Below are 16,080 nucleotides of genomic sequence, written 5' to 3'. Positions count from 1 at the left end.
TATGAAGCCGTAAATCAGGGATTGAAGTGCTTTTTTCCCTATTATTTAGAATCTCAATACTCAAAAAATGAAAATAGTAACCTATAATGTGAATGGTTTACGTGCAGCCTTGAAGAAAGATTGGTTAGGCTGGTTGAAAACTGTAAATGCGGATGTCATATGTCTTCAGGAGATTAAAGCTACACCGGATCAGATTCCCGAAATTGCTTTGTTGGAGCAGATGGGCTATGAGCATTACTGGTATCCAGCTCAAAAAAAGGGCTATAGCGGAGTCGCCTTGTTTACGCGGATCACACCTAAGCATATTGAGTATGGTTGCGGCCATGAAGATTATGATTTTGAAGGACGTATTATCCGTGCTGATTTTGATCAGGTCTCCGTGATGAGTACCTATTTCCCATCAGGTACAACAGGAGATGTGAGACAGGATTTTAAATACCGTTTTTTGGAGGATTTTCAGTCATATAGCGATAAGCTTTTGATCGAAAAACCGAATTTGGTCGTTTGTGGTGATTATAATATTTGTCACCGTGCCATCGATATTCACAATCCAAAATCAAATGCAAATTCTTCGGGATTTCTTCCGGAAGAGCGCGAATGGATGGAGAATTTTATTAATTCGGGTTATATTGACTCTTTCCGCCATTTAAATCCTGATCCACACCACTACAGTTGGTGGAGCTATCGCGCAGGGGCTCGTGCAAAGAATTTGGGCTGGCGTATTGATTATAATATGGTTTCAAAACCTTTGGCGGAACAAATCAAATCGTCCAGTATAATGCCGGATGCGGTACATTCCGATCATTGCCCGGTATTGCTGGAGCTTGCTATCTAATCATTAGATGACATTTCATAAAAAAGGCTTTCATACGTATGAAAGCCTTTTTTATGGTGAAGCGCAAGAGCGTACTATTAACTAACTATCTCCCTTGGCTATGGATAATGGAAAGTTGCTGGGCAACTTTCTCTGCGATCGTTAAAAATGATTTCGTTACAGGATCTTCGGTGTCTATGGCAACAGGGAAACCATTATCTCCTGCGTCAGAAATGCCTTTTAACAAAGGGATTTCACCAAGGAAAGGAACTTTATATTCTTCTGCAAGACGTTTTCCACCATCTTTACCAAAAATATAATATTTATTCTCTGGCAGTTCAGCTGGTGTAAAATAGGCCATATTTTCCACGACACCCAATAATGGAATATTGATGCTATCCATTAAGAACATTCCAATTCCTTTGACAGCGTCAGCCAGGGCAACGTGCTGCGGGGTTGTGACAATCACGGCTCCCGCGATAGGGAATGTCTGTGATACGGTGATATGGATGTCACCAGTGCCTGGAGGCATATCAACAACCAAGTAATCCAGCTCACCCCAATGGGCATCGTTAAAAAGCTGCTTGATGGCCGAGGTTGTCATCGGTCCACGCCATGGAATAGGCTGGTTTGGATCAGTGAAAAATCCTATTGAAAGTAATTTCAGTCCAAATTTTTCAAGCGGTTCAATTTTAACCTGGCCGTTTGGCATTTCTATGGAACCCGGTTTGGCACCTTCTAGGCCAAACATAATCGGAAGCGATGGCCCATAGATATCGGCGTCTAAAAGTCCTGTTTTAGCTCCTTTCGCATGGAGTGCAAGAGCAAGATTTGCAGCGACAGTAGATTTACCAACTCCACCTTTGCCTGAAGATACCAGGATGATGTTTTTAATACCCGACACTTGCGCGCCTTGTTTCCCGATCACATTGGAAGTCATATTGATGTTGACTTCTAGGTTTTTGTCTATGAAATGGGCTATGGCGTTTCGGCAGGCATGTTCAATATGGTCCTTAAGCGGGCAAGCTGGAGTAGTTAAAATGACATCGAAAGAAATTTTTTCACCTTCGATCTCGATATTTTGAATCATATTCAATGTTACAAGATCCTTTTTTAAATCAGGCTCTTCAACATAGGATAATGCATTTAATATTTGTTCTTTGGTAACCATCTAATATTCATTTGTAATCATGGATTACAAAACTACTCATTGCGGATCAATTTCATGTCATTTCTTTGTTTTTAATGGGATTAAGATTACTGTATCGTACTCCTAATCTTTAGGAAAGATCCGTTATCCAGTCCATTTTCGTTTTCGGGTAACCAACCTGTTTTCTAAATAATTTTGTCGGACTGTAGAAAGGGATAAAGGCCATCCTGGTTTCAGTGAATTATAATTGTATATGCAGCCAAATTTATCTAAGTTTGACTGTTGATATGCACGAATTTGCATTAAGTAATAATTATGTCCAATCGATTTATAACATCTTTTAAGTCCCGCAAATGGCGATGGCTTTATATCGCTTTAGCTGCTATTTTGGTTTTGGCGATCGCAGTAGGCACCTATGCTTATCAGAAAAGAGATGCCATGCTCATGGGAGCGATCAACAAAGCGAAAGCGAAGTTGCTTGAAAAGTATGATATGGAATTGAAGATTCAATATTATGCTTTCCAGGGGATTAATGCCGTACAGTTTAAGAATATACAGTTATTGCCCAAAAATAGGGATCAACTGGCTCAAATCAATGATTTGACAGTGTCTGTAAAATTGTGGCCTTTGTTATTTGGGGATGTGAAGTTAGGACAAGTTCTTTTAGATAATGGGAAGGTTTCTCTTGTTAAAAAGGATTCGATCAGTAACTACGATTTCCTGTTCAAGAAGCAGAAAAAGGATACTATTGAAAATGATAACCCAAAGCAGAATCTGGCGGCCTTGGCAGATCGATTGTTGAAAAATGTATTTTTTAAGATTCCAAATGACCTCGATCTCAAGAACCTTGAGTTTTCCTATCGTGACGACAGTACTTCACAACGCATTGCAATTCCTTCTGCTGTGATAGACGGCGGAGATATGGAAACCAAGTTTCTGTTAAATGACCATGAGGCAGCCTGGAATCTGACCGGAACGATTGATTCAGATAATCAAGAATGTGACCTTCGTCTTTTTTCCGATAAAAAAGAGGTAAATCTTCCACTATTACAGCGCAAATTTGGTCTCGCGGTAAGTTTTGATGAAATATCCTTCCGATTGGACAAGGCTCATCGAAGAAATAAGGAGTTGCTGGAGTTGCATGGGCAATGGGGATTTAAAAATCTGAAAGTAAATCACTGGCGTATTTCTAGTAAAGATGTTATTTTTCCTGAGGCCATCATGCAGGGGGCATTGAATATTGGAGCATCATCGATTGAAGTGAGCAAAGAAAGTACCGTTCAGGTCAAAGATTTCGTGTTTTCTCCTTATATCAAATATGTGCACAAGCCGGAAAAAGAACTCTTCCTCGCCATTCATACCGATAGGATAGAGGCTCAGCACTTTTTTGATGCCATGCCAGTTGGATTATTTCCTGGCTTAGACGGTATTCAGGTGGAGGGGCATATTCAATACGATCTGAACTTTGCTCTCGAAATCAAAAAGCCCGAAAAGCTTCTTTTCTCTTCCAAAATGGATGATAGGGATTTAAAAGTTGTCAAATGGGGGGAGGCCGATATTGCGATGTTAAATACACCATTCACGTATACAGCCTATGAAGATGGTAAGCCGATGCGGGAAATTGTTGTCGGACCTCAAAATCCTAATTTTACACCTATAGATCAAATATCCCGTTATATGCAGATTAGTTTGATCAATACCGAAGATCCATTTTTCTTTAAGCACAAGGGCTTTGAGGAGAAAGCTTTTAAACTCTCTATTGCTACAAACATTAAGGAAAAAGGATTTAAGCGCGGGGCGAGTACGATATCAATGCAACTGGTGAAAAATGTTTTTCTAAATCGCAATAAGACGGTTGTACGGAAGCTGGAGGAAATTTTGCTGGTATGGCTGATGGAACGCTCGCAGCAAGTGAGTAAAAAACGCATGTACGAGGTTTACCTGAATGTCATCGAGTGGGGAAATAATATATATGGAATTACCGAAGCTGCACGCTATTATTTTGGGAAAACACCGGCGCAATTAGGGCTTGGAGAAAGTATATTTTTGTCGAGCATTGTTCCACGGCCTAAAAAGGGACTCAACTTTTTTGACTGGACAGGGCACCTGAAAGGGAATATGTTGCGCTATTTTAATACCTATGGTCATATTATGACCAAAACAGGGCAGATTAGTGTGGATTCAACAACTTCAAATTATGGTTTTTATGAAGTTGTTCTGCAGCCGCATCTGCGGGCAGCAAGACCTGCTGTGGTAGATTCTGTTGATGTATTAGATATGGGAGATGATCCATTGTTGTTCGATCGTCTCGAAAGTAGTTCTCCTGCCGACAATCTTGAGCATGTATCTGTTCCGAAGAAGCTAAAACAAATGGATCTAACAGAAAAGAAAGATGAGGAGGCTAGCGAGCAGGAGAAACCAAAACGATCGCTATTTGACAAGATATTAGGGCGTAAAAAAGAGGAAAAAGAAAACGACACACACAAATAGTGCCTGTGCTGAAAGAAGAATATTAGCATGAAAAAGATAGAAATTGACGGACTGCTTTTCGAACCTTTATTTGAAGAGGAGCAAATTCAGAAACGAGTGCGCTTGATGGGGATTGATATAAGCCTGCGTTATGAACACAAACAGCCTGTTTTTATAGGCGTCTTGAATGGATGTTTTATGTTTATGGCAGATTTGCTTAAGCAAATTGATGTTCCTTGTGAGATGTCGTTTATTAAGTTGGCTTCTTATATTGGAACCGGGCAATCTGAATTAAACGAGCTTTTAGGACTTGGTATCGATCTTGAAGGCCGTGATGTGATTATTGTAGAAGATATTGTCGACTCCGGGCATTCCCTGAAGTATACCTTGGATGCCGTAAAAAAATTAAATCCAGCAAGTGTGATTGCCTGTGCACTTTTGGTGAAACCTGAGGCGCTGCAGTATCATTTCGAGGAATTGACCTATGTTGGCTTTGAAATAAGTAAAGAATTTGTAGTTGGGTATGGTATGGATTTTAATGGTCTTTGTCGGAATCTCCCTGATATTTATAAAAACGTAGCAGTCTAATGTACTAACAAGTGATCATTAGATTTTAACTATAGAATTTTGATCTATTCAGGTGTTTGATCGTTGTATAATTCTTTCAGATTTATGCGTAAAATTTCTAAATCTGATAACGGTAGTTTGGAGACAGTTTCAAGTATTTCCTTTTCATCAAATTTAATGACTAAAACACCTTTGTTATCTTCCTCATAGCCCGATTTTTGTATTGTAAAGTCTATCTTTTCAAAATCAAATTCTTTTTGACCCCCTTTAAACCATTGGTAGTCGGCGGTGTAGTTGATTTTGTTTTTTTGAAATTCAATAATTTCAGCGCCATAGGTATTCCATAATGAAACACGGAGCATATAGTATGCTATTAATCCAAATAAGCCAAGCATGATAACACTCACAATTGTCAGCCCGCTATTGGATACATTGACAGTGACGCCACCAAGGGGTAGAATTATAGAAAATATGGTAAGTAAATAGATGAATAGTCTGGCAATTAGAGGCCCCCTTTTTTCTTTTAATACCAATTGGTTTTGTTTTAGGTCGATTTGATTCATATGTTGTATTGCTGTTCTTATCGGTCTGTTTTTATGGTGTAGAGAACCGGTTTTGATTCCTATAAATTGGTGTTTGCGAAACCTATGCGCATTTTAATGGTTAACTTATTTAAACGAACAGGTTTCGATATGGTCGTTCACCATTCCAACGGCCTGCATATAAGCATAACAGATGGTAGAACCGAAAAATTTGAATCCCCTTTTCTTCATGTCTTTTGCTATTTTATCAGAAATAGCTGTAGTTGCAGGTACCTGTTGCAGACTGGTCCAGTGGTTGACGATCGGTTTTTTTTCAGGCAAAAAGGTGTATAAATAGTCGTAGAAGCTACCATATTCTGCTTGGATTTTCTTAAAATGCTGTGCATTGGTAATGGTGGATTCAATTTTATTCCTGTGTTTGATAATTCCCGAATCGACCAAAAGTCTAGCAACATGTTCGTTGGTATAAGCAGCGACTTGATCAACATCAAAATTGGCAAAAGCTTCTTGGTATGCCTTTCTTCGCCGAAGAATCGTAATCCAGCTTAAGCCGGCTTGTGCAGACTCTAAGATCAAAAATTCAAATAAAGTTTTGTCATCGTGGACTTGTCGTCCCCATTCTTTATCGTGATAATCGACATATTGCGGATCAGATCCGCACCATTGACAACGTATGATTTCTTTGTACATGTTCTCTGAAGATTTTTTGAATGCAATATAACTTTTTATCCTAACTTTACGACCACAATTAAAGAGTTTCGAATATAGACGGTTCATGAGCATTTCATTACCGTTAAGAGACAATTCATTTTAATGAGCGTAACTATCTTCAAATATCATATTCTATTTGTAGTACTACTGCTGTTTTCAATTACGGGATTGAATGCGCAGCGGCGGACTTTTCGGACGGTTGTACAGGACAGCAGTACAGTTAGTACTGATAGTCTAAATATCGTAAAGGATTCTGTTGAATCGCCAAACCAGAAAGTTTTGGCATCCTTGAATCCTGCGTTACAGAATCAATATCGGATCGTAACAGTGAACGGGGAAGGTTTAAGGATTCATAACATTTATAATTTTGATGTTCAGCAGTATTTTCAGAGCAAATTAAGAAGTAGCAATTTGGATCGGCAATATGGAACGCTCAAGGCTCATCGTGAAAACTGGATTTTATTTACAGTTCTCGCATTAATTTTTGGTGTTGGGTTGATTCGGGTATTTTTCCCTTCTGATATTAAATTGGTTTTTCAGGGGTACTGGGATGATAGGGTCTTATTGTCTGTAAGCAAAGAGGATACGATCCTGACATCTTGGCCATTTATTTTTCTATTTATATTATTTTCTGGGGCAATAGGCTTATTTGTAAGTCTATTTTATGCATATGAATTAAATAGATTCGATTTTATTACTTTTCCCAATTATATGAAGACTGCGGGAATGGTTGGTGCTTTGTTTGCGTTAAAAATCGGATTTATCCGATTCCTATCCTTTGTTTTTCAAATTAGAAAGTTGGTAAAGGAATATGTGACCGTGCTGTATCTGATTTATTTCAATACACTTTTTTTAATGCTTCCTGTACTATTAATTTTGAGTCTTGTGCCTTTGACATCGGTCGGAGTTGTACTGCATTTGGCTATTGTTGGAGCGGCCTTACTCTTTTTCTATCGGTTTCTTAAGACAGCGACTCATATTATGTCTATGTATAAATTTTCAATTTCCTATTTAATTTTGTACCTTTGTTGCCTAGAAATAGCACCAATATTAATACTGTTAAGATTATTGAGCTAAAACTGGTTAATATGCAAACTTCAGACGTAGAAAGAGCAAAGAAGGTAAAAAGTGTACTGGTGACTTTACCAAAACCTGAAAACGATAAGTCCCCTTATTATGATTTAGCAAAGAAATACGGGTTAAAATTAGACTTTCGAGGTTTTATACACGTAGAAGGAGTTCCTGCCAAAGATGTGCGTAGGGATAAGGTTAATTTAGCAGATTATTCTGCTGTAATATTTACGAGCAGAAATGCTGTAGATCATTATTTTAGAATTTGTGAAGAGATGCGATTTGAAGTGTCTGCAGAAATGAAATATTTCTGTATTTCAGAGACGATTGCCCTCTATCTTCAAAAGTATATCCAATATAGAAAACGGAAGATTTTCTTTGGTAAACAGACCGCGAAAGACCTTGAAGAGGTATTGAAAAAACACAAAGGGGAGAATTTCTTGTTCCCTTGTTCGGATGTAGCCAATGAGGAAACAAGTAATTGGTTACAACAAAACGGCTATAAATTTACACCGGCTGTGCTTTTTAGAACTGTTGTAAGCGATTTGACTGATTTGAAAGATGTTTTCTACGATGTTATCGTGTTCTTTAGTCCTTCAAGTGTACAGTCCTTATATGATAACTTCCCTGACTTTAAGCAGAATAATACAAGGATTGCAGCATTTGGTGCTTCTACTCAACAGGCTCTTTTAGATCACGGATTGATTTTAGATATCCCTGCTCCAACACCAAAAGCGCCTAGTATGACGATGGCTGTTGAAGAATATATCAAAAAGGTAAATAAGTAATAGCCTAACATAAGGTAAATAACAAAAAAAGGGTTCTTAAGACCCTTTTTTTGTTATGTGTGCAGTTTAAGATCGGCAAGGATCTGTAAAGACTTTTACGGGCGTTGCTGTTGAGTTTTATCATTCCGAATCGGGAATGGTACGATGACAATTTTACGAATTGGCCGGATGATCAATTTGTGGGGTATGTTCATCTTGTATGAAAGATAGATGAATCGTATTTTTATCTGTAGGGGTATAGAAATGGTGGCGAGTCGAATCGATGATGTTAAAATGTAATAAAAGTGACGATGGTCATTGAGATTTTAAGTATATTTCTATTAAATTGCTTGGAGTAATTTATTCCAATTAAAAATAAAGCATAGGCAGTATTTTTAAAATTTGATAGAAATATTTTTTTTATGTTTGTAATTAAGCAAAATTAGTCAGTCGTGAAGTTAAAGCAAGTTGATAAAATTTCGGGCATTCAATCAGAGGACTTTTTAAAGAATTATCTGAAACCAGGTTTTCCTGTAATCATATCAGATTTTATCAGTGCAGAAAGTCCAGCGTGGAAGAAATGGAGTTATGATTACTTTAAGGAAATCGCAGGAGATATAAAGATAGATGTCTATGGAAAAGAGGAAGAATCAATGGACCGTGCTGCCAGTGCTCCTGTTGGCCATATGACATTTGCAGAATATTTGGATCTGATCACAAAAGAGCCTACAGAGTTACGGTTGTTTTTGTTCAATCTACTCAAGATACGTCCTGAACTGAAACACGATGTTATTTATAACGATGTTACAGGCGGTAAGGTATTGCAATGGTTGCCGTTTATGTTCTTTGGTGGAGAGGGGTCAAGTACCCGTAATCATTTCGATATTGATATGTCACACGTGTTTATTTCTCAATTTCAAGGATTAAAACGTATTTGGCTTTTTCCGAATGATCAATCTGATTTGATGTACAAATTGCCATACAATTTTCATAGTATTGCAAACCCCAAATATAGTAGTGAAGAGGAATATCCCGGGATAAAGTACCTAGATGGTTATGAAGCTGTCATTCATCCTGGAGAGACCTTATATATGCCAGCAGGCTGGTGGCACTATATTCAGTATGAGACAGAGGGCTATTCGATTTCTGTTAGGGCGTTAGCAAATTCGATCAGTGAGAAATTGCAGGGGGCGCGTAATCTGTTTATCACAAGGCATTTTGACAATACGATGCGAAAGATCTTCAAAGACCATTGGTTCCATTATAAAATTAATACAGCAAAGCGTCGAGCCAATAAAGCAATTAAAAGAAACAAACGTTAATATAGAAAGGGGACAGTAAAATGTCCCCTTTTGTTTTTTAGCGTATTTTATGTATCAAACCTAGCTTACCCTCACACTGCAATAAGGCTTTTTTATTCTTCTGTATCGTCCCATTTGCTAGCTTCCCGGTAGAATAGTGTATAAGGGTCGCTTGGGTAAATCATTGCGTCCGGGTTATGCCGAAATGGAACATCTGGGTTAAAGATTTCCTGAAGAATATCTCGCAGGAATCTGACAAAATTTTCTTTCTGGAAAGCAAGGAATTCATCAGTCAATATTCCCGATTTACCACTGAATAATGTCCCTTCTTCCCGCATTTTACGGGCGACATAGAGATGAGGTTCGAGTTGTTTCCTTCCTGTCTTTTGTTCGAATACATAGGCATAGAATAGCGTCTGCACCATGGCTTTATTTTCGGTATTTGGCGCAAATACCTGGTCGATTTCTTTGAATATGATCGAGTCTCCACCAGTCTTGTAATCAACAATTCTACTGATAATACGATCGTCGTGTGTTACGACCTCATCTACACGGTCAATGATGCCGTAAAGTGTGACCTGTTGTTCTTCTCCATTGATCTCAATAGGAAAGGGCAGTACATAATCGTTGTCATTCTCGAGTTCAATAATCCGAAATGCTTTGTAGTTGTTGATGTCATATTCAAGATACATCTTGACATACTCGCAGGCAATCTTCAGCATGATCCGCTGCAGGCTGTTTAAGTCATGTGTTGTCTTTAATTCGATCTGATATTGCAGGCCTATTTCACGAATCACCTGTGCTTCTATTTTGTCGATCTCGTGCCGTAAGACAGTTGTCGGTGTAAAGTCCTGCTGCCCCTTGAAAGGTAGGAATATCTTCTCCATGACATTATGGATGACAGTTCCCAGTTTATTCATCTCAAATTCCTGAGAGATTGAAGGTGGTTCTTTGATACCGGCAATATGTTTTAAAAAAAACTGTAGCGGGGATTGCAGGTAAGTTGTTAGTGCCGTTGCAGATATCCTTTTCTGGTTGACGATAAAATCCTGATACATCTTTTCCCAGACTTGACCACGTTTCTCGATGACAATCTCTTGCGCCTTATCCGCAAATTGGATGGTCTGTTGTTGAATTTTTCGGTCAAACTGAAATTTACTTTCAAACTCCAGCTGTTTGATAAAGCGACTTTCTTCGCCGGTAGAGCTTTCGTCTACTAAGCCATTGTAGAAAATATGTATTCCTTCACTGTATTGAAAATGGCGATAGAATAAATAAGCTGACAGTGCATCCTGATTCTCCAATATGGGAAGGCCATAAGCGCTTCTCAGGCTATTAGGTATAAAGGTCGGTGAATTGGACGTTTTGGGTAGAATGCCTTCATTTGCGCCTAAAATATATACGTTGTCAAAATTTAAACAACGGCTCTCCAAGAGTCCCATAATCTGAATTCCTTCTAGCGGATCTCCTTCTATCGCTGAATTTATTGGAGCGATTGCTTTTTTAATCAGGCCAATCTGGAAGCTGATGCTTAAGGGCGCAACTGTTTCAAAGCCCAGTAGCAGCTGATTTAACGTTTTCTTTGTTTCGATCAAAAGGTTGTTGTCAATTTGGCGGATGCGCTCCTGAGAAGAGATGCTATGCAATAGGTCATCGACGATCAGAATGAGCGCAGGGATCAAATGTGCCGAATTTTCGATTGGCACAAAAAACTGAGGCAGGGAGCTTTTGAGATGAAGTTCCTCCAATGCGATCTCAAAGAGCTGTTTGTCGGCAATCTCTTTTTGGATCTGAAGTTTATCTGCTAAAGAAACCATGCTGAGCGGATGGTTGATAAAGGTCTCTATGACCTGATAAGGAATCTTCCGCCTCTTGAACTGTGATATCTCCAAATGTACATCCATCCATAGGTCCAGGATACCGAAAATGGGAGACTGCGTCAGTGGATATCCCGTTGTGATGTTGGGGTTGACATCGGGTAGACTCTGTAGCAAAGGAACCAGTAGGTTTTCATCTGCTAGAAGAATGGCAGAGGTCTGTTCCGCTTTATGGTGCTGTTCGAGGATATCATAGAGCAATTTTGTTTGGCTGATTTTTCCGGTGCTGGCATATAGATTTACGGTTGAGGTTCTATTGCCTATAATGTTCGGGCTATCGCCAAGCGCATTGACCAAACCTGTTTGAAAAATATTTCGACGGATAAAAAGTCCCGCCTCCTGCATAGTGTCCTCCAGGTAATAGGCATCGGCATCAAAATAGAATAGTGCGCTGCCTTTGTCCTGCCATTGTCTAAATAATTTTGCCTCAACTTTATTTAAAGCATTGAAACCGACAAAAAGGATATGCTGAAAGGAAGATGCAAACTGCTGATTTGTAGCCTTGCCTTCAACCAGATCACGGTAGATTGTTGGATAGTTGGTTTGGCCTTCTGTTTTAAGCTTTTCTTTGAATCGATCATATAATACCGGCAGTCTTTTCCAAAGTTGAAGAAAGCGCTCTTGTACTCCACTATGCCCCGCAATAGAAAAAGACTGCCAAAATTGACGGATAAACCCTTGCTGTTCTTGCGTGAGATGTTGGAAAGCAATGTCGATTTTGGTATTGTCATAAAGTTCTAAATAGATCTGCTCGATGGGAACGAGATCATAATCCAGTTGACCGAAGTCACTCAATATAATTTCGGCAATGGGATAGAACTCTTCCAGCGTTTCTGGTTGCCTGCCCTCAGCCACCAATAACTCATTATGAATATTAAACAGATGAAAAAATTGGGTTAAAGGACTGGCTTCGGTATCATCGGTCGAAAGTCTGAAAAATTCCTGAATCGTAAAAAACTGCGGCGACCAGATCGCCTGGCCATACACTTCAGAGAGATGTTTTTTGAGGTAGGTAATCGGCCGTTTATTATTAAACACGATGGCAATTTCACTCAGATCGTTTCCAAAACGTTTTTGAATGTCTGCTGCTACTAATTTTAGAAAGGCTGTCTGCATCGTGCTATTATTTTACTTCAGTTAATTGATTTGATTTCGCATAATAGAGATAGGCTTTAACGTTGTTATAACCAAGGTTCTCCAAATTCTTTTTATAGTTGTCGACTTGGTACTTGTGCCCAATATAGTCTGTCTGTGTGAATTTAAAATCCAGAACGATTGTTTCTTCCACGGAGGTGAAGACCTTATCTGGACGAATGGTCTCACCCTTGGCGGTAATAATGCTTGCTTCATTCCAGATTTTATAGTTCCCGGTGAGCCATTTATTGATTAGGGGGTGCTTCCAGATCTGATTGATCTCCTGCATGAGAAAAGGCTCTTCCTCTTTGGAAAGGATTCCTTCCTGGATCAGTTGGCGTACCAGTTTATGGATGTCTTCTTCCTTTGAAATTTGAGCCATAATATCGTGGGCCAATATGCCGTACTGCGCGGCTTTTTCCAGCATCATAATATCATTGATGTTACGCGTACTCGATTTTTCTAAGGCCATTTCCAATTCTTTGGAAATGGGGTAATGGCGAAGGGAAATAATATTGTCTTTCTGAGCCTGATGTTTTTTTTGTTCGATCGTTTGATCGATGTGTACACCTTTTTCTTCCAGTGCAAACGGAGCTATGGGGCTATCCAAGACTTGATAGAGCACATCGCTGATATATTCGTCTTTAATATCATATCCTGTAATTTCACCCGTTTTTTTGTCAACAGATTCTTTAAAGGAAGGAGCCGTAATATAGAGGTGTTCAACAGCACGTGTTGTTGCTACATAGAATGTGTTGAGGGCGTCCATGTAGTTGAACAGCATCTCTTCAAAATATTGCTTGAAAAATACAGATTTGCCGACTGTAGATGTATATTTTATTGGAATTTTTCCCAATTGGGCAAAAGGAGTATCCGAGGTCTCTATCCAAAAATCGCCATTGATCATGCCATCGAGATCCCAGGAACAGAATGGAATCATCACAACGTCATAGGCCAGACCTTTTGATTTGTGGATTGTTGTTACCTCGATCGCATTAATTTCTCCGTTGGAAGGGAGCACCGCCCGGTTGCCATCTTCTTCCCAAAACTCCAGGAACTGTATAATGCCACGTTCGCCATTGGTGGAGAAAGCTGAGATCATATCTTTGAACGCCAAGAGGTAAGGGAGGTGGATATTGTCTGTGGTTGTGAAACCGTAGATTTCAATGAGTTTTTCAATTAAATGAACTAAAGGCTGTTTCTGCGCCATTTCCCAGGAGTCAATCAGCGCCTCGGGGAGATAATCTTTAAGTGCGCGGATGTCATTGCTGGCAAATTTTAACCATGCATTCTGATCGATTGTCTTGTTTTGAATATGCTGGTATAGATAGACCATCTTTGCTTTATGGATGGTATGTTTATCCGAATTATAGACTAAAGCCTTCAACGTTTCGATCAACAATAGTACAGCATCATTGCTTGCTAAGGATAATGCATCACCAGATATCACTTCAAATGTAAGCTGCTGCTCTTTTTTGAAGTCCATGAGCTTTTGGATGACCAATTTAGCCTGCACATTACTCCGTACCAGGATACCGATCTGCTGCGCCTGATATCGTCCACTACCGAGCCAGTCGCCTATTTTTTGACATAGTTGTAGTAGCGATTCTTCAATAACCTGATTTCTTCTGTAGCGTCCATCAGTGACAGGAATGTAGGAGATTTCGATAGATCCTAATTGCTCAAGTTTCCCTTTTTTATGTTCAGGTATTTCCTGTTGGCTGTTTTCATAAGCTTTGACCAGCATCGTGTCATTGCCAGTAGAAATCCACCACTGTTTACCTTCTTCATCAAGGCTTTCGAATACTTTTTCATTCAATACCTGTTGCAGATGCTGGGGAATACTGCTAAAGAGGTAATTGTTTAAATGGATGATATTTGGAAGACTTCTAAAATTGGTGTCAAGGCTTCCGTTTTCGATAAAGGTGGTTTTGCTATCCTCGTCTAAGTGAAAGGTGTGACCAACCTGTTGTTCTACCTGTTGCAGGAGTATACGCCAATCCCCATTTCGCCAGCGATAAATACTCTGTTTGACGTCCCCAACGATCAGGTGTTCGCTGATTGTGCCTTTGGCATCTGCCAATGCATTGATCAGTAGTGGGCTATAATTTTTCCACTGAATACGCGAGGTATCCTGAAATTCGTCAAACAAAAAGTAGTTAAAACGATTGCCGATTTTCTCCCAGATAAATGTTGGGTCGCTATTTTCATCAAGTCCGAGTTTGTTTAATAAAATCTGCGAGTCGGAAATTAATTGAGCGCCATTGTCCCGCCGCCATTGCGTCAGTAAGTCGCTCATTTCCTTAAGCAGGCGTAGGTAATAGAGATTACTTTGTACCGCTTGATAAGCAATGTAAGCCGATAGATTATCGTGTAGCTTTTGGAACGATGCCAGAATGGGGCTGAGTGCGGCGATAAGATCATGCCGTATATTTTTGTCACTATCTGTAAAAGCATCTTCATTGTCGATCAACTGGAGATACTTTTCCAGTACCTTGGCAATTTCGGAAGCGCTCAGCTTTTCCGTTTTTTTATTGGTTTTGCTAGCGGAGATTATTTTATTGCGCGATTTACCTTTCAGGTCACTTTCGGAGATATTAAAATTCCTGAATGTTTCACTAAAGGCTTCAATTGTCATGGAGAGTGCTTCCGTGAAGGAGTTTATCTTCTGTTCAACTTCCTGATTGAGGAGATTAAAAACCTCCTTTGGATTGGCAGAATTGATGTAGCCATCAAATTCCTGAAAATTTTCAGAGAAAATAAGACTTGCCAAACCCATTAGTTGTTGGCGGTAGTTCCAATTTTCATTTTTTGCTATTTTCTTTTCCGCATAAGCGATAATCCAATCCAGTAGGTCGGGTCGTTCATCCAGCAATTGATTAAGCATGACTGTCAGGTCATTTTTCACTTTATTGACATTCATTTCAATCTTATAAGCAGCATCAAGATTGAGTTCATACGTAAATGCACGAATGACTTTTTGGGAAAATCCATCAATTGTACTTATGGTAAAATGACTGTAGTCATGTAGGATACGTCGATACACCCGAAAAGCTTTCTCTTGTACCAGATGCGGATTCCAGTCTGGCTGCTGCTGGAGTAAAAGCTTTCTGAAATCTTCAATTTTAGGGTTAGGATCGCCTGTTGCCAAGCCATGGAGTACCGAGAGGATACGTTCTTTCATCTCGGCGGTTGCCTTATTGGTGAATGTCACCGCCAAAATCTCCTTATAGCTATTCTCGTTGGAGAGTAGGAGTGTGAGATAGTGTAAAGTCAAGCTAAAGGTTTTTCCCGAACCGGCCGAAGCTTTTAGTATTTTTAATGGCGCAACAGATTTCATAGAATGAAGGTAGAAAGTAAAAAGTGAATTGGCAAAAATGTCGATGACTATTTCGAAGGTACTGTACCCAAACGGTTCATCCTGCTTACCGATTTGGTAAAGATGTCCTTTTGAAGGAAGGAACTGTTTTTTGTCTTGATTTTTGAAAAGTTTGTTGTAGCTTCCGTATGGAAGCAAGAAAAGATGAAGGTCTAAGGGGCAGGTATTACGGTTGAAAGAGCTTGTTGAAAGAGCTAACCCTGTCGTTTTCAGTGAAGTTTTATTAAATTATAATGATGATTAGAAAAAAATAACTATCTTTGCATCCCCTCTAGTATGAAGCTCGGGGGATATGTTG

11 protein-coding genes are annotated in these 16,080 nt (G+C 39.3%); 6 read left to right on the top strand and 5 right to left on the bottom strand.

Going from position 1 to position 16,080, the window contains the following annotated elements; genetic code table 11:
• Positions 1-67: 67 nt before the first annotated feature.
• Positions 68-835: an exodeoxyribonuclease III gene (locus K2F45_RS25580; RefSeq protein ID WP_075994460.1), complete on the top strand. Its 768-nt coding sequence runs from the start codon at positions 68-70 to the stop codon at positions 833-835.
• 85 nt (positions 836-920) lie between these two features.
• Here K2F45_RS25580 and K2F45_RS25575 read toward each other — a convergent pair whose 3' ends face one another.
• Positions 921-1,985: an Mrp/NBP35 family ATP-binding protein gene (locus K2F45_RS25575; protein ID WP_075994459.1), complete on the bottom strand. Its 1,065-nt coding sequence runs from the start codon at positions 1,983-1,985 to the stop codon at positions 921-923.
• 294 nt (positions 1,986-2,279) lie between these two features.
• Here K2F45_RS25575 and K2F45_RS25570 point away from each other — a divergent pair, with 294 nt between their 5' ends.
• Both K2F45_RS25570 and hpt read left to right on the top strand, forming a co-directional pair.
• Complete coding sequence (locus tag K2F45_RS25570; RefSeq protein WP_248932668.1) at positions 2,280-4,454, top strand: transglycosylase domain-containing protein; 2,175 nt, start codon at positions 2,280-2,282, stop codon at positions 4,452-4,454.
• A 27-nt stretch (positions 4,455-4,481) separates the two neighbouring features.
• A complete protein-coding gene (hpt, locus tag K2F45_RS25565) occupies positions 4,482-5,021 on the top strand; it encodes a hypoxanthine phosphoribosyltransferase (protein WP_075994457.1) in 540 nt (179 codons plus the stop codon).
• A gap of 44 nt (positions 5,022-5,065) precedes the next feature.
• Here the strand turns inward: hpt and K2F45_RS25560 are convergent, their stop codons facing one another.
• Both K2F45_RS25560 and K2F45_RS25555 read right to left on the bottom strand, forming a co-directional pair.
• Positions 5,066-5,563, bottom strand: a complete 498-nt coding sequence (locus K2F45_RS25560) for a hypothetical protein (protein ID WP_075994456.1) — start codon at positions 5,561-5,563, stop codon at positions 5,066-5,068.
• Between the two features lie 105 nt (positions 5,564-5,668).
• On the bottom strand, positions 5,669-6,232 hold the full coding sequence (locus K2F45_RS25555) for a DNA-3-methyladenine glycosylase I (RefSeq protein ID WP_075995004.1): 564 nt from the start codon (positions 6,230-6,232) through the stop codon (positions 5,669-5,671).
• Positions 6,233-6,355: 123 nt separating this feature from the next.
• Between K2F45_RS25555 and K2F45_RS25550 the strand changes: the two genes are divergently transcribed.
• From K2F45_RS25550 to K2F45_RS25540, 3 genes are all read left to right on the top strand, one after another.
• Entirely contained in the window at positions 6,356-7,330 is a 975-nt protein-coding gene (locus K2F45_RS25550; protein WP_145329025.1) for a DUF4271 domain-containing protein, read from the top strand.
• Between the two features lie 11 nt (positions 7,331-7,341).
• On the top strand, positions 7,342-8,112 hold the full coding sequence (locus K2F45_RS25545) for a uroporphyrinogen-III synthase (RefSeq protein ID WP_075994453.1): 771 nt from the start codon (positions 7,342-7,344) through the stop codon (positions 8,110-8,112).
• A 431-nt stretch (positions 8,113-8,543) separates the two neighbouring features.
• Positions 8,544-9,413 carry a cupin-like domain-containing protein gene (locus tag K2F45_RS25540; protein WP_075994452.1) on the top strand — a complete coding sequence of 290 codons (870 nt, stop codon included), beginning with the start codon at positions 8,544-8,546 and terminating at the stop codon, positions 9,411-9,413.
• 92 nt (positions 9,414-9,505) lie between these two features.
• Here the strand turns inward: K2F45_RS25540 and K2F45_RS25535 are convergent, their stop codons facing one another.
• Together K2F45_RS25535 and K2F45_RS25530 are read right to left on the bottom strand one after the other, a co-directional pair.
• Positions 9,506-12,385 (bottom strand): PD-(D/E)XK nuclease family protein, encoded by a 2,880-nt coding sequence (locus tag K2F45_RS25535; protein WP_248932667.1) that lies wholly within the window; start codon positions 12,383-12,385, stop codon positions 9,506-9,508.
• A 7-nt stretch (positions 12,386-12,392) separates the two neighbouring features.
• Positions 12,393-15,743 (bottom strand): UvrD-helicase domain-containing protein, encoded by a 3,351-nt coding sequence (locus tag K2F45_RS25530; RefSeq protein ID WP_248932666.1) that lies wholly within the window; start codon positions 15,741-15,743, stop codon positions 12,393-12,395.
• Positions 15,744-16,080: the final 337 nt, after the last annotated feature.

Origin of the sequence: Sphingobacterium siyangense (assembly GCF_023277505.1) — a bacterium.
GTDB lineage: Bacteria > Bacteroidota > Bacteroidia > Sphingobacteriales > Sphingobacteriaceae > Sphingobacterium > Sphingobacterium siyangense.
Note: the sequence above shows the minus strand (reverse complement) of the source record. Positions and strands in the feature narration are given on the sequence as shown.

Bases quoted from the DNA above. Each gene is read 5' to 3' on its own strand.
- K2F45_RS25580 (WP_075994460.1), top strand. From the start codon at position 68: ATGAAAATAGTAACCTATAATGTGAATGGTTTACGTGCAGCCTTGAAG.
- K2F45_RS25575 (WP_075994459.1), bottom strand. From the start codon at position 1,985: ATGGTTACCAAAGAACAAATATTAAATGCATTATCCTATGTTGAAGAG.
- K2F45_RS25570 (WP_248932668.1), top strand. From the start codon at position 2,280: ATGTCCAATCGATTTATAACATCTTTTAAGTCCCGCAAATGGCGATGG.
- hpt (WP_075994457.1), top strand. From the start codon at position 4,482: ATGAAAAAGATAGAAATTGACGGACTGCTTTTCGAACCTTTATTTGAA.
- K2F45_RS25560 (WP_075994456.1), bottom strand. From the start codon at position 5,563: ATGAATCAAATCGACCTAAAACAAAACCAATTGGTATTAAAAGAAAAA.
- K2F45_RS25555 (WP_075995004.1), bottom strand. From the start codon at position 6,232: ATGTACAAAGAAATCATACGTTGTCAATGGTGCGGATCTGATCCGCAA.
- K2F45_RS25550 (WP_145329025.1), top strand. From the start codon at position 6,356: ATGAGCGTAACTATCTTCAAATATCATATTCTATTTGTAGTACTACTG.
- K2F45_RS25545 (WP_075994453.1), top strand. From the start codon at position 7,342: ATGCAAACTTCAGACGTAGAAAGAGCAAAGAAGGTAAAAAGTGTACTG.
- K2F45_RS25535 (WP_248932667.1), bottom strand. From the start codon at position 12,385: ATGCAGACAGCCTTTCTAAAATTAGTAGCAGCAGACATTCAAAAACGT.
- K2F45_RS25530 (WP_248932666.1), bottom strand. From the start codon at position 15,743: ATGAAATCTGTTGCGCCATTAAAAATACTAAAAGCTTCGGCCGGTTCG.